This window comes from Acinetobacter sp. YWS30-1 (assembly GCF_033558715.1).
Taxonomy (GTDB): Bacteria; Pseudomonadota; Gammaproteobacteria; order Pseudomonadales; family Moraxellaceae; genus Acinetobacter.
Genome location: NZ_CP114606.1, coordinates 2,405,090 through 2,418,446, shown reverse-complemented (window position 1 = coordinate 2,418,446; position 13,357 = coordinate 2,405,090). Strand labels below are relative to the sequence as shown.

At 43.0% G+C, this 13,357-nt stretch carries 12 protein-coding genes; 5 read left to right on the top strand and 7 right to left on the bottom strand.

Going from position 1 to position 13,357, the window contains the following annotated elements; genetic code table 11:
• Positions 1-16 precede the first annotated feature (16 nt).
• The gene (locus tag O4M77_RS11395; protein ID WP_004785199.1) at positions 17-1,027 is read right to left on the bottom strand and encodes an AraC family transcriptional regulator; all 1,011 of its coding nucleotides are present in this window, start codon (positions 1,025-1,027) and stop codon (positions 17-19) included.
• 213 nt (positions 1,028-1,240) lie between these two features.
• Between O4M77_RS11395 and O4M77_RS11390 the strand changes: the two genes are divergently transcribed.
• The 3 genes from O4M77_RS11390 to O4M77_RS11380 all read left to right on the top strand — a co-directional run bounded on the left by O4M77_RS11390 (position 1,241) and on the right by O4M77_RS11380 (position 4,713).
• Entirely contained in the window at positions 1,241-2,365 is a 1,125-nt protein-coding gene (locus tag O4M77_RS11390) for a CaiB/BaiF CoA transferase family protein (protein WP_166139152.1), read from the top strand.
• 226 nt (positions 2,366-2,591) lie between these two features.
• Positions 2,592-4,235 carry a nitrite/sulfite reductase gene (locus O4M77_RS11385; protein ID WP_166139149.1) on the top strand — a complete coding sequence of 548 codons (1,644 nt, stop codon included), beginning with the start codon at positions 2,592-2,594 and terminating at the stop codon, positions 4,233-4,235.
• A complete protein-coding gene (locus tag O4M77_RS11380; protein WP_159123675.1) occupies positions 4,228-4,713 on the top strand; it encodes a DUF934 domain-containing protein in 486 nt (161 codons plus the stop codon). The genes O4M77_RS11385 and O4M77_RS11380 overlap by 8 nt, the downstream gene beginning before the upstream one ends.
• A 51-nt stretch (positions 4,714-4,764) precedes the next feature.
• Here the strand turns inward: O4M77_RS11380 and O4M77_RS11375 are convergent, their stop codons facing one another.
• From O4M77_RS11375 to O4M77_RS11365, 3 genes are all read right to left on the bottom strand, one after another.
• Entirely contained in the window at positions 4,765-5,220 is a 456-nt protein-coding gene (locus O4M77_RS11375; RefSeq protein WP_166139146.1) for a VOC family protein, read from the bottom strand.
• A 186-nt stretch (positions 5,221-5,406) separates the two neighbouring features.
• The gene (locus O4M77_RS11370) at positions 5,407-6,582 is read right to left on the bottom strand and encodes a thiolase family protein (RefSeq protein ID WP_166139143.1); all 1,176 of its coding nucleotides are present in this window, start codon (positions 6,580-6,582) and stop codon (positions 5,407-5,409) included.
• A 112-nt stretch (positions 6,583-6,694) separates the two neighbouring features.
• A complete protein-coding gene (locus O4M77_RS11365; RefSeq protein ID WP_179993195.1) occupies positions 6,695-7,216 on the bottom strand; it encodes a GspH/FimT family protein in 522 nt (173 codons plus the stop codon).
• 375 nt (positions 7,217-7,591) lie between these two features.
• Between O4M77_RS11365 and omp38 the strand changes: the two genes are divergently transcribed.
• Both omp38 and O4M77_RS11355 read left to right on the top strand, forming a co-directional pair.
• Positions 7,592-8,641, top strand: a complete 1,050-nt coding sequence (gene omp38, locus O4M77_RS11360) for an outer membrane protein Omp38 (RefSeq protein WP_166139137.1) — start codon at positions 7,592-7,594, stop codon at positions 8,639-8,641.
• 103 nt (positions 8,642-8,744) lie between these two features.
• Positions 8,745-9,278 carry a peptidase C39 gene (locus O4M77_RS11355; RefSeq protein ID WP_166139134.1) on the top strand — a complete coding sequence of 178 codons (534 nt, stop codon included), beginning with the start codon at positions 8,745-8,747 and terminating at the stop codon, positions 9,276-9,278.
• A 55-nt stretch (positions 9,279-9,333) separates the two neighbouring features.
• Here the strand turns inward: O4M77_RS11355 and O4M77_RS11350 are convergent, their stop codons facing one another.
• From O4M77_RS11350 to O4M77_RS11340, 3 genes are all read right to left on the bottom strand, one after another.
• The gene (locus tag O4M77_RS11350; RefSeq protein WP_166139131.1) at positions 9,334-10,797 is read right to left on the bottom strand and encodes an amino acid permease; all 1,464 of its coding nucleotides are present in this window, start codon (positions 10,795-10,797) and stop codon (positions 9,334-9,336) included.
• Entirely contained in the window at positions 10,797-11,831 is a 1,035-nt protein-coding gene (locus tag O4M77_RS11345) for a methyltransferase (protein WP_166139128.1), read from the bottom strand. Before O4M77_RS11345 ends, O4M77_RS11350 begins: the two co-directional genes overlap by 1 nt.
• Before the next feature lie 66 nt (positions 11,832-11,897).
• On the bottom strand, positions 11,898-13,268 hold the full coding sequence (locus O4M77_RS11340) for a uracil-xanthine permease family protein (RefSeq protein WP_166139125.1): 1,371 nt from the start codon (positions 13,266-13,268) through the stop codon (positions 11,898-11,900).
• Between the last annotated feature and the right edge of the window lie 89 nt (positions 13,269-13,357).

The window sequence follows — 13,357 nt, the reverse complement described above, 5'->3', positions numbered from 1 at the left end:
TTTTAGAGCAAGGTTTTTAATGGTAACCGTGTAACTGACGGTATAGGCCTGGTGTTACCCCTGTCCATTTTTTGAAAGCACGGTGGAAAGTACTGGTTTCACTAAAGCCGACCTGTTGCGCAACATCTTCCAGAGTCAGATCCGGATTAAGCAATAAGTGAATTGCGGCATCACGGCGCAGTGCATCTTTCACGCCCTGATAGCTCTTGCCTTCGGCAGCCAGACGGCGACGCAGGGTTTGTGGAGACAGATAGAGCATTGATGCGACATCGTTCAAAGTCGGCATTTCTTCACCGATCTGGCTCTTCAATACATCACGGATACGAGAAGTCAGCGAGTTGGTATTTTTAAATTTGACTAGAAGTTGAGCCGGAGCTGCTTTGAGGAATTCTTCCAGCGTTTCTTCATTCTGGCGAATTGGCAGATCCAGATAATCCGCTGCGAAGGTAATTTCAGTACGCGGCATATCGAACTGCATCACAGGTGCAAAGAACAGCGCATCGTATTCATCTGCATGCGCAGGGCGCGGGTAGCTGAAATGTACACGTTCCAGCGGCAGACGACGTTCAATTAACCAAGATGCCAAGCCATGCCAGATCATCAGCATGCTTTCGGTAATAAAGTGTTCCGGATCCATCGAATTTGGAATCAGGGGGACCAGACGCGCTTCATGCTTGTCACGTTCCAGGGTTACAGACCAGTCATCACCAAAGAGTTTGTAAAATTGTGAAGAAAGCTCGAGTGCATCGCCCAGCGTTTTGGCATGGATAATCAGCTGACACATAATCGCGAAAGTGCCCAGACGACGCGGCTGCTTGTCAAAACCGACATGTTCGTCCTGTGTCACCATCCAGAGCATCTTGATAAAACGGGTATATTGTTCAGGCGAAATACGGGCCTTCGGCTGATGCAGAAGCTCGGCTTCAATCCCAACGTGAGACAATAAAGTATCGACATCCATGCCCAGGCGCTTAACGCCGTATAAGGCTGCATTGACGAAATGGATACTGATCGTATCACGACTCATGTTTAATCCTTCAGTCTCTTTAATGTTCACTAATATTTGACCTAAATGACAAAAAATAAAAAATCAATGGCAATTTACAAGAATCCAATTACCATTTTCTTACATGTTAAATTGCCGAAACTATCAAGGTAAATGGCTGAACATGACATTGTTTTCGGGCATTTATGTTCTTATGATGAGGCAAAAAGCGATATAAATAGAGTAATAACTCCAATGTCATATGCATTAAAAGGTTTGAAAATATTAGATTTTTCTACATTATTACCCGGTCCATTTGCTACATTATATCTTGCAGACATGGGTGCAGAAGTTGTGCATATTGAATCACCCACACGTCCTGATCTGGTGCGTTTAATGCCACCTTTTGCACATGGACAGGCCACAACGCATAATTATCTGAATCGAAACAAACATTCTGTCGCACTGGATTTAAAGAATCCCGAACATATTGAACAGATCAAATTCCGAATTGCGGATTATGACATTGTCGTAGAACAATTTCGTCCAGGTGTGATGCAACGGCTTGGCCTGGATTATCCAACACTCAGTGCGCTCAATCCACGCTTAATCTATTGCTCGATTACCGGTTATGGTCAGACCGGCCCTTATAAAGATCGGGCAGGGCATGATATTAACTATTTGGCTTTATCTGGGATTGCCGGGCATAGTGGCCGGCTTGAAAGCGGACCACCGGCAATGGGAATCCAGATTGCCGATGTCGCGGGTGGCTCCATGCATGCGCTGGTTGCCATTCTGGCAGCGGTGATTGAGCGACAGGGCAGTGGCCAGGGACAATATATTGATATTTCCATGACCGATTGCGCGGCGACACTAAATAATATGGCAGCTTCTGCCAGTCTGGCGGGTAATCAGCATCAGCAGATAGAATCAGGTTACTTAAATGGCGGTACCTTTTATGACTATTATCAGACTCAGGATGATCGCTATTTATCAGTAGGCAGTCTGGAGCCTCAATTCATGCAAGGTCTGGCACAGTTGCTGGATTTGCCGATCATTCTGGAAAAAGGAACTTCTTTCGCACCTGAAGATCATGCCTTAGTAAAACAGGCAATTCGCGATAAAATCAGATCCCAACCTCTATCTCACTGGCAAGCCTTATTTTCTCAGGCAGATTTCTGTGTCGAGCCTGTATTAAAGCTTGATGAAGCCCTGCATTCTGAGTTGGCACAGCAACGCGAATGGGTGGTGCAGGTACCAGTTAAAGTAGATCAGCGGGAGCAAACCGAAGCTCAACTGGCTTGCCCGATCAAGTTTTCAAGATCAACTATGCGATATCAATTTATTGGTCAGGCTTTAGGCGAAACCAAAGAGTGGTAATTGAGCGACTTTCTCATTTTGGTTTATGAAAAAAACTGCTAAAGATTTAAAAAATAAATCATTCATGTTAAAAATCAGAGGAAGCTGATCTAAAGCTTTATATCATTGAAAGTTTGCTAGGCTTATCAATAAAATCGCTATGAAATATGTATAAAAAGCATTTTATTGATAGATTCAATGTCGTTATCCTTGCCGACGATATAATAGAAACTACTAGCTGTACGCCATGTATTTATATACTGATTTCGATCAGCAACTGATTAATGAACGTGTTGCACAGTTCCGTGACCAGACGGAACGTTATTTAGCGGGCAAATTGACGGAAGATGAATACCGTCCGCTCCGCCTTCAAAATGGTCTTTATGTACAACGTTATGCGCCAATGTTGCGTATTGCGGTACCTTATGGCCTGATGAATTCTAAACAACTTCGTAAAGTGGCTGATCTGGCGAAAGAGTATGATCGTGGCTATGCACACGTTTCAACCCGTCAGAATATCCAGTTTAACTGGCCTGCACTAGAAAACGTGCCTGATATGCTGGCTGAACTGGCAACCGTGCAAATGCATGCGATCCAGACTTCAGGGAACTGTATCCGTAATACTACCACTGACCAGTATGCAGGTGTGGTGGCAGGTGAAATTGCAGATCCACGTCCGACCTGTGAATTGATCCGTCAATGGTCAACTTTCCACCCGGAATTTGCTTTCCTGCCACGTAAGTTCAAGATTGCGGTATCTGCGCTGGAAGAGATTGACCGTGCAGCAACTTCATTCCACGATATCGGTGTCTATATCGTAAAAAATGAAGCTGGAGAAATCGGTTATAAAATTAAAGTCGGTGGTGGCTTGGGCCGTACACCAGTAATTGGTAGTTTTATTCGTGACTTCCTACCACGTGAAGATCTGATTGCTTATCTTGAAGCAGTACTACGTGTCTATAACCTGCACGGCCGTCGCGACAACAAATATAAGGCGCGTATCAAAATCTTGGTAAAAGCTCTGACGCCTGAAGTCTTTGCTGAGAAAATTGAAGCCGAATTTGCACATACTGTTAAAACGTTGAAGATTGATGCTGAAACGCTGGCGAGAATGGATGAAAACTTTACTCCATTTGATTACCAAGATTATGCAGATGAAGACTTCACAGAGCTGTTTGCTCAGTATCCGAAGTTTAAGCAATGGTTCAACATCAATACCAATGCACATAAAGTGAAAGGTTATCGTATTGTCACGATTTCACTGAAACGTGCAGGCATTGCACCGGGTGATGTGACCACTGAGGAAATGAACCTGATTGCAGATCTTGCAGACAAGTACACCTTCGGTGAATTGCGTACGACTCACGAGCAAAATATTGCGCTGGTAGATGTACCACAAAAAGACCTGTTCGAATTGTGGCAGACGCTGGATCAGCATAACCTGGCACGTGCGCATATCGGTTTCTTGACTGACATTATCTGCTGCCCAGGTGGTGACTTCTGCTCACTAGCGAATGCGAAATCCATTCCAATTTCTGAAGCGATTTCACGCCGTTTTGATGATCTGGATACCATTTACAACTTGGGTAAACTGGACCTGAACATTTCAGGTTGTATGAATGCCTGTGGTCATCACCATGTAGGTAACATCGGAATACTGGGTGTAGATAAAAAAGGCGCTGAATTCTATCAGATCACTTTAGGTGGTAATGCGGATCATGATGCCTCTATTGGTGACATTCTTGGGCCATCATTTGCTGCAGAAGTGGTGCCGGATATCGTAGAAGAAATTCTGAATACTTATCTTGACTTGCGTCAGGACGGTGAAGAGTTTATCGATACTTATCGTCGTGTCGGCATTCAACCATTCAAGGAGCGCGCATATGCTTAATACCGCACTACAAGTGCTCTCTAAAGATGGCACAATTGCAGATAACACTTACCAGCTAATTGGTGAAGATGGTGTATTGCCACAGGGTGATGTGGTTCTGACTGTAGAGCAGTTAGACCAGATTGCCAATATTTCTGGTAAAAAAGCATTGTACTTAACGGTTGATGCTTCACCTGAAACCAATGAATTCCCACTAGACCAACTTGATGCTATTTTTATTGAGTTTGCAGGTTTTAATGATGGCCGTGGTTATTCATTTGCTGCATTGCTTCGCCGTCAAGGTTTCCAGGGTGAGCTACGTGCGACTGGTGATGTGTTCAAAGATGTCTTGAACTACATGAAGCGTTCTGGTTTTGATACTTTTGTCATTAAAGAAGGTAAAGATATTCAGGAAGCCGCTGCAGGTTTGGGTGATTTTACCAATCCGTACCAAGCTTCAACCGCCGTACCAACACCGAATTATCAAACTGGGGCTTAATTCGCCTTCAACTAAAAAGCCTCCATCTGGAGGCTTTTTTGTATTTAAACCTTAGAGTGCACGTTCTTCAAGTAGGCAGTTAATCATCCATTGCACTCCGAATTGATCCGTAAAGGCACTATAAAGCGCACCCCAAAAGGTTTTTTCTAAAGGCATTTCGATTTGACCATTCACTGATAAAGCTTCATAGAGTCGTTTGGCTTCATCCTGTTCATTGGCACTTAAAATAATCGCAATATAGTGATTAGTACCCTTACTAAATGCTGGTGTATTTTCAGTACAGAGTTTGTCATTGATATCAGAGCCCATGAGCTCTGTGTATTCATTAATTGGAAGTGAGATATGCAAAATCAGATTTTTTTCTTCATCTGATAAATCAATTCCTTGCTGTCCAGGCGTATCTCCATAACGGGTTAGACTGGAAAATTCGCCACCAAATACCGAACGATAAAAGGTAAAGGCAGCTTCGGTTTCACCCTGGAAATTGAGATAGTGATTAAGTCGCATGCAGGATTCCTTTTCTTATTCTGAATCCCTTTAATTTACGCCCTGAATTGAATCTGATTGATAAAGAAGCTTTATGAAAATGTAATTAAAAGAATTTACTTTATGGATAGATAATAAAAAAATGAAATATTTATAAAATAAAAAGAGGGCTATAAAAGCCCTCTCTACGAATTGATTATAAAAGAATTAGATCAGTTCGATTGCGACCGCAGTTGCTTCACCACCGCCAATACATAGCGCAGCGATACCACGTTTACCGCCTGTACGTTTCAATGCATGAATCAAGGTCAGGATAATACGTGAACCTGTAGAACCAACCGGGTGACCGAGCGCACATGCACCACCATTGATGTTGACTTTTTCAGGATCAAGCTTGAACTCATCCATTGGGCACATGGTGACCATAGCAAACGCTTCATTGATTTCCCAAAGGTCAACTTCCTCAGCTTTCCAGCCAGTTTTATCCAGAACTTTCTGAATCGCACCCACTGGCGCAATCGTGAATTCAGATGGATGCTGGGAGTTTGAAGCATAAGCAATGATTTTAGCCAAAGGCGCTAAACCTTTAGCTGCTGCATTGTCGCTTGAAGTCAGCACAAGGGCAGAGGCACCGTCTGAAATAGAGCTGGCATTTGCTGCCGTAATGGTCCCGTCTTTTGCAAAAGCAGGGCGTAGAGTTGGAATCTTGTCAATATTGGCATTGAATGGTTGCTCATCCTTATCAACGACTACATCACCTTTACGGGTGGAAACAGTGACTGGCACGATTTCATCAGCAAAGTAGCCTTCATTGACTGCAGTTTGAGCACGTTTCAGTGAACGGATTGCAAATTCATCCATCTGTTCACGTGTATAACCTTTGCTATTTGCCATATCTTGAGCAAATGAACCCATCAGGCGACCAGTTTCGGCATCTTCCAGGCCATCGAGGAACATATGATCCTTGATTTCACCATGACCCATACGGAAACCGCCACGCGCTTTTGGCAATACATATGGCGCATTGGTCATGGATTCCATCCCACCTGCAACCACATAAGTTGCAGAACCTGCCTTAATCATATCTGCCGCTTGCATAACTGCTTTCATGCCTGAACCACATAATTTATTGATGGTGACGGCACCTGTAGAATCAGGCAGACCCGCTTTACGCATCGCTTGACGGGCAGGACCTTGTTTTAAACCTGCCGGGAGTACACAACCCATAATGACTTCTTCAATATCGGTTGGCTGCAAGCCTGAACGCGCAATCGCTTCTTTGATGGTGGCAGCACCCAGTTCAGGTGCAGTAACGCTAGCCAAGCTACCTTGAAAGCCGCCCATCGCTGTACGTGCGCCATTGACAATTACGATGTCAGTCATTGTTATATCTCCCTATAAGTTTTGATCATTTTTTCTCGAACCTAAGCAGTATATTGAAAAAAGTACAGGATTAAAGTCCTAATCTGGATAAATCATAGACTCTAGGGTTTTATTAACAGGAGGCCAGATGTTCGATTCGGATATGTCCCATTTTATTCAAGACAATACGTTGCTGAGATGCAAGGTGAGTAGAACAATAATAAAAGCTGCCATTCGATCCAATTGGTAAAGCCGTCTGGGCTTGATAAGTTACGTTCGGCATACTTAAAGCACCTCGCCAACTCAAGTTACCGTATTTAAGATTAAGTTGTTCAATGTGTAAAATTTGTTCGTCATTGTCGACTTGACGATTACGGTTTTTATCAATAAATACCAGCAAATTTTTATTCCATTGGTTTGCTTGGCAGGTTAATGAATCTTGACTGGGACAAATCACAATATTCTGGTGAAACACAGCTGCCTGGCTGCGTGCATAACGATTGGTTGCTGTAAGTTTCATCGGAATATTTTTGGCTTCCTGCTTGGATAAATAATCATGAAAGTAAGGCAAGGCAATTGTGACCACAATTGCGATAAGGGCAATACAGATAATTAACTCAACAATAGTGAACGCTCTTGTTATCTTTTTATACATAGAGTTACCTGATTTATATATTATTTTTATTTGAAACATGCTATTAATTGTGCGTTTTTTATGCTTAATTGAGCGAGTAAGAAATGCCTTACTCAAAATTCAAAAAGGCGCTTAAAAATAAATTGGCAATGACAATAGGCGATTCACAACAAAAAATTGAGTAAAAAATTACTGAATTACAACGGAAATTGTAAGTAATTTTGTCAATAATTTACTTGATTAGATTAATCAAGCACTTGGAAAAATAATAAAGTGTTTGTATGATGCGCAGTGAATAGCTTAAAAATAACACTGGGGTAAAAAAAGCCTATCTCAGAATGGCCTATTAGAAGGCTTGAGCTTGAACAACAATTGTTATCTCTGGAGGATAAATCCATGAAAATGAGTCGTATTGCTTTAGCAATGCTTGTAGCTGCTCCTTTTGCTGCTGCAAACGCAGGCGTAACTGTTACTCCATTAATGTTAGGTTATACTTGGCAAGACACCCAACACAACAATGGCGGTAATGATGGTGAACTAACAAGTGGTCCTGAATTACAGGATGATTTGTTTGTAGGTGCTGCAATTGGTGTTGAACTAACTCCATGGTTAGGTTTCGAAGCTGAATATAGCCAGGTTAAAGGTGATGTAGAAAGTGTTAATCCTGGTTCAGAATACAAAGGTCAGAACATTGCAGGTAACTTCTATGCAACTTCTGATGTGTTCACTGGCAACTATGACAGCAAAATCAAACCATATGCATTGTTAGGTGCTGGTCATTACAAATATAAATTTGATGATGTGCCGCGTGGTGGACGTGGTGATGAAGAAGAAGGTACACTAGGTAATGCTGGTATCGGTGCATTCTGGCACATCAACGATGCTTTAGCGCTACGTACTGAAGCTCGTGGTACTTATCACTTTGACGAAAAATTCTGGAACTATACAGCACTTGCTGGTCTTAACGTAGTTTTAGGTGGTCGTTTGAAACCAGCTGCTGACGTTGTAGAAGTTGCTCCAGTTGAGCCAGTAGCTCCAGTAGCTCCAGCACCACAAGAGTTGACTGAAGACCTGAACATGGAACTTCGCGTGTTCTTTGATACGAATAAATCAAACATCAAAGACCAATACAAACCAGAAATCGCGAAAGTTGCTGAGAAGCTAGTTGAATATCCAAACGCAACTGCTCGTATCGAAGGTCACACAGACAGCACTGGTCCACGTGCATTGAACGAACGTTTATCTCTAGCTCGTGCTAACTCTGTTAAATCTGCACTTGTTAACGAATACAACGTAGATGCATCTCGTTTGTCTACTCAAGGTTTCGCTTGGGATCAACCGATTGCTGACAACAACACTAAAGAAGGTCGTGCTATGAACCGTCGTGTATTCGCGACAATCACTGGTAGCCGTACTGTTCTAGCTGAACAACCAGCTGCTCAATAATTCGTTATTGAACAGTGATTAAAAAAAGCGACTCTTTGAGTCGCTTTTTTTATGGCTGTTTTTTGCATACACTTGCTGCTCGAAACTGATTTGGAGTTAAAGCATGAGTATAGAACTCCCTCAAGACTTACAAAGTCTGGAAGCTAATAGTGGTATATATGCAATCTGGATGGTTTTTCATCATTATGGAATAGATCTGCATATTCCTGATCTGGTGCAATTGACACAGTATAATGATGAGATGGGAGCTTCAAGTATTGCACTCGCTGTTGCACTTAAAACACTAGGGCTTGATGTTGAATTTTTTACAGAAACTGATCCCGATAAACAGCCGCTTGAAATCCAGTTTTATCAAAAAGCACAAGAACTCAAAGTGTCTGTTCATGAATATCCACTTTCTTATACAGATATTCAAAAATCGGTAGATAAAGGCCGTTTTGTAATCGTGTTCTACGATACGCTGGAAGGGGTAGGGAACCATTCATTAATTTATGAAATCAATGAAAAAGAAATCAGTTTCTTTGATAGTTTTAATGCTATGTCTAAAGAAGTTTTCGAACAGCAGCGTCGAGTAAAAGGTATTTGTCAGCAAGTCATCGTGATTGATGACCGTAATTTTGTCATGCGTCATAGCTGATTTCAGAATATAAAAAAGCAGCTACTTGAGCTGCTTTTTTAATAAAGGTGAGATATTAGTGTTTTTCAATATTCATCGGTCGAACATCCATCTCCTGATAGGAAACCAGTTTGGTTTTATATTTCCACTTATAACCTAGCCAGATCACCAGGAATAATAAAATACCGATATAAGTAGAAAGGACAGCCAACCACTCACCATCTAGGACAGCTTGATAATTTTGACCTAGAACAACAATTGAACAAAGGACGAAGGCAAACCAAGGCGCGAACGGGAAGAATTTAGCTCTATAGGCTAGACCTTCAAGTTGATAGCCTTGAGCCAGATAACCTTTACGGAAGCGGTAATGTGAGATCGCAATTCCGAGCCAGACAATGAAGCCACACATACCTGACATATTCAGCAACCAGTTAAAGACTTCCTGCTCGCCAAAGAATGTGGTCAGGAAGCATAGTGCCGCAATCGCCGTGGTCGCATACAGGGCATTCATCGGTACACCGCGTGGATCCAGATGGGCAAACAGCTTAGGCGCACTGCCTTTACGTGCCATATCGAACAGCATACGGGTCGAAGAATACATGCCTGAGTTACCTGCAGACAGAATCGCAGTCAGAATTACCGCATTCATCATACTGGCTGCAAAAGCAAAACCTGCTTTCTCATACAATAAAGTGAATGGAGAAAGGGCAATATCTTCAGTTGCAGCTGCCTGTAAGAGACGCGGATCATTATAAGCAACCAATGTACCGATAATGAAAATACATACGATATAGAACAGCAGGATTCGCCAGAAGATTTGCTTGATCGCGACTGGAATGGTTTTTTGCGGATCTTTAGATTCACCAGCCGCTACACCAACCATCTCGGTACCCTGGAACGAGAATCCGGCAATCATGGCAACACCAATCAAGGCCTGGAAACCGCCTACAAAAGGCGCTTCACCTACGCTCCAGTTTGCAAATGCCGAAACACCCGGTGTGAGCATGATCTTGGCAATCATCCAGATCCCGATGATGATAAAGGCAATAATTGCCAGAACTTTCACTAATGAGAAGAAGAATTCTGATTCACCAAAACCTTTTACTGTGAGAGCGTTAATCCCAAAGATCACAGCGAGGAAGATCGCACTCCAGTAAAAGCCCGGAATATCAGGGAACCAGAATTTCATAATGAACTGTACGGCAACCAGTTCAAAGGCAACGGTAATCGCCCAGTTGTACCAGTAGTTCCAGCCTAAAGCGAAACCAAAACCACCTTCGACATATTTGGTGCCGTAGGTAAAGAATGCGCCCGAGGTCGGATTATGAGTCGCAAGTTCTCCAAGGCTGGTCATCAAGAAATAAATCATTACGCCAATCAGGGCATAGGCGAGAAGTGCGCCACCCGGGCCTGCGCTGGCAATAGTCGCACCTGAGGCCAGGAATAAACCTGTACCGATAGACCCGCCAATCGCGATCATATTGAGATGACGAGCACCAAGCTTACGCTGCAGCTGCACGCTGTTCTGAGTTTCGCTCATCATGATTCCTTAGCATTTTTTTGAGTGCTGGCGAAGAGCACTTTAAAACCTTGTTGATCAGTTTTGACTGTACATTGGCCAAAACTTTGTTCAATTAAAATTGGATAATTTAAGAAACGGTTTGCCACAATCCATAATTCCCCGCCAGACTTGAGATGACGACGCGAAGTCTTGCATAAAGTTTCGCTGGCCGCATAATTGGTCTGGATTCCCTGATGGAAAGGAGGATTGCTGACAATGGCATGTAAAAAGAGCGGTGCATCTTCAATACCTGACACAGCTTTAATTTCCAGCTGCTGAGGACTGAGCTGATTTTTCTCAAATGTCATTTGAGTAGAAGCCAAGGCAAAGGCATCCACGTCCAGAGCAAAAATACGGTTCTCAGGATTCAGTTTGGCTAAATAAGCACTGATCACGCCTGCACCACAGCCAAAGTCGGCAATCTTGCCTGAGGTCACCTGAGATAAATAGGGTAAGAACACCGCTGTTCCTACATCCAGATGATCCTGACTGAATACACCTGGAAGTGCACAAATCTGCAAATCACCTTTTGGTGTGGCCACTGTATAGGTCTGTGCCCAATCTGCCAACGCTTTTGCTTCGACCGTGCAGTCTAGAGTCAATTGCCACAATTGGCAATGTCGTGCGCTGTCGAGCTTGATGAGTTTACCATAAGCCTGTAGCTGCTTTGCCGCACGCTCTACGCCACCTTTCTTTTCACCGACCAGAAAGACACTGCTGCCTTGTTTTAATCGGGCTGCAATATTGTGAATCAGATAATTCAATAATTCTTTTGATTTAGGTACGAAAATAACTGCCTGATCAAATTCCTGATCAGGAAATTCTGCGCCGAAATGAACCTGAGCCTGCTGTGACTGGAAATATTGAAAATCATTATAATTCCATGTCCAAACAAAGGGCTGGATAGATTCACCACATTCAGCAAGAAGCTCATCGGTCGGGGCATTTACCAGCAATACGCGACCAGACAAATAATCATATTGTCTTAATAAAACTTCGCTTTTAGGATCCATAGATCTTTCTCCAATAGAAAAAACACTGTCCGAGTCCAACTCAGACAGTGTTCTTTGGACATGAAATTACTTCTTTACTTCAGGAAGAACAATATTCAATATGAGGGCTGCAATACCGCCTGTCGCAACACCTGAGCTAAAGATGTTACGGAATAATTCAGGAAGATGTTCCAGAATCTGAGGTACCTGTGCAACGCCTAAGCCAAGTGCAAGCGAAATTGCAATGATCAGCAGGGCACGACGGTCTAAGTGAATACCAGACAGGATATTAATCCCAGATGCAGCGACTGCACCGAACATCACCATCACTGCGCCACCAAGCACAGCTTGAGGAACGGCTTGGATCACACCTGCAACAGCAGGCAGTAGACCTAGAATCACGAGGAGTGCTGCGATCCATATCCCAACATAACGGCTAGCTACACCAGTCAATTGAATCACACCATTATTTTGTGCGAAAACTGAACTTGGGAAGGTATTAAATAAGCCTGCAAGCAGAGAGTTAGCACCATTCACTAACACACCACCTTTAATGCGATTCATCCAGGTTTGACCATCCACTGGCTGATTCGATAATTTTGATGTTGCGGTAATATCACCAATGGCTTCTAGTGAAGTCACCAGGTAAATGAATGCCATTGGAATGAATAAGCTCCATGAGAAGCTTAAACCAAAATGCATTGGGGTAGGAATCTGAACCAGAGGTGCATCTTTTAAGCCATCAAAGTTTAAATGACCCATAAAGCCTGCAAGGATGTAACCCACGACTAAGGCAATCAGGATGGCAGAACTTTTTACCCATGTAATACGTACACGGTTGAGTAAAATAATTAAAGCCAAAACCGTACATGACATGATGAGGTTATCTGCATTGGCGAAAGTTTTGTCACCCATGGCTTGATAACCACCACCCATGCTGATCAGACCTTCTTTAATCAAGGTTAAACCAATCAATAGAACTACAATACCCGTTACTAGTGGAGTAATGAGTTTCTTCACCCATGGCAAAATGCGTGACACGCCCATTTCAATAAATGAACCTGCAATCACTACACCAAAGATCGAAGCCATCACCGCTTCTACCGGTGTGCCTGCAGCGACCATCGCTGAACCGATCCCGATGATTGGGCCAATAAAGTTAAAACTTGTACCCTGAACAATCAGCAAGCCTGCGCCAAAGGGCCCCACTTTCTTGGATTGTAAGAAAGTTGCGATACCAGAGATCACCAAAGACATGGACAAGATCATGTTGGTATCTTCTTTGGAGACCCCAAGTGCCAGACAGATCAGTAAACCTGGCGTTACAATTGGGACAATAATGGCCAATAAATGCTGGAATGCGGCTAAAAATGCGATAAACGGTTTAGGACGATCTTCAAGGCCGTAGACAAGGTCAAGTTGATCTTTAGAAAGAGGAGATTGATTAAAATCAGACATGTGTCAATGCAAATTAAGGCTGGGTGGCGCTATTCTAATCGAGTTACACGTCATTACAAAAGTAATTGGAAAAAAAATTGACGCTCTCT

Excerpts from the sequence above, each read along its gene's own strand:
- O4M77_RS11395 (WP_004785199.1), bottom strand. The coding sequence starts at position 1,027 with ATGAGTCGTGATACGATCAGTATCCATTTCGTCAATGCAGCCTTATAC.
- O4M77_RS11390 (WP_166139152.1), top strand. The coding sequence starts at position 1,241 with ATGTCATATGCATTAAAAGGTTTGAAAATATTAGATTTTTCTACATTA.
- O4M77_RS11385 (WP_166139149.1), top strand. The coding sequence starts at position 2,592 with ATGTATTTATATACTGATTTCGATCAGCAACTGATTAATGAACGTGTT.
- O4M77_RS11380 (WP_159123675.1), top strand. The coding sequence starts at position 4,228 with ATGCTTAATACCGCACTACAAGTGCTCTCTAAAGATGGCACAATTGCA.
- O4M77_RS11375 (WP_166139146.1), bottom strand. The coding sequence starts at position 5,220 with ATGCGACTTAATCACTATCTCAATTTCCAGGGTGAAACCGAAGCTGCC.
- O4M77_RS11370 (WP_166139143.1), bottom strand. The coding sequence starts at position 6,582 with ATGACTGACATCGTAATTGTCAATGGCGCACGTACAGCGATGGGCGGC.
- O4M77_RS11365 (WP_179993195.1), bottom strand. The coding sequence starts at position 7,216 with ATGTATAAAAAGATAACAAGAGCGTTCACTATTGTTGAGTTAATTATC.
- omp38 (WP_166139137.1), top strand. The coding sequence starts at position 7,592 with ATGAAAATGAGTCGTATTGCTTTAGCAATGCTTGTAGCTGCTCCTTTT.
- O4M77_RS11355 (WP_166139134.1), top strand. The coding sequence starts at position 8,745 with ATGAGTATAGAACTCCCTCAAGACTTACAAAGTCTGGAAGCTAATAGT.
- O4M77_RS11350 (WP_166139131.1), bottom strand. The coding sequence starts at position 10,797 with ATGAGCGAAACTCAGAACAGCGTGCAGCTGCAGCGTAAGCTTGGTGCT.
- O4M77_RS11345 (WP_166139128.1), bottom strand. The coding sequence starts at position 11,831 with ATGGATCCTAAAAGCGAAGTTTTATTAAGACAATATGATTATTTGTCT.
- O4M77_RS11340 (WP_166139125.1), bottom strand. The coding sequence starts at position 13,268 with ATGTCTGATTTTAATCAATCTCCTCTTTCTAAAGATCAACTTGACCTT.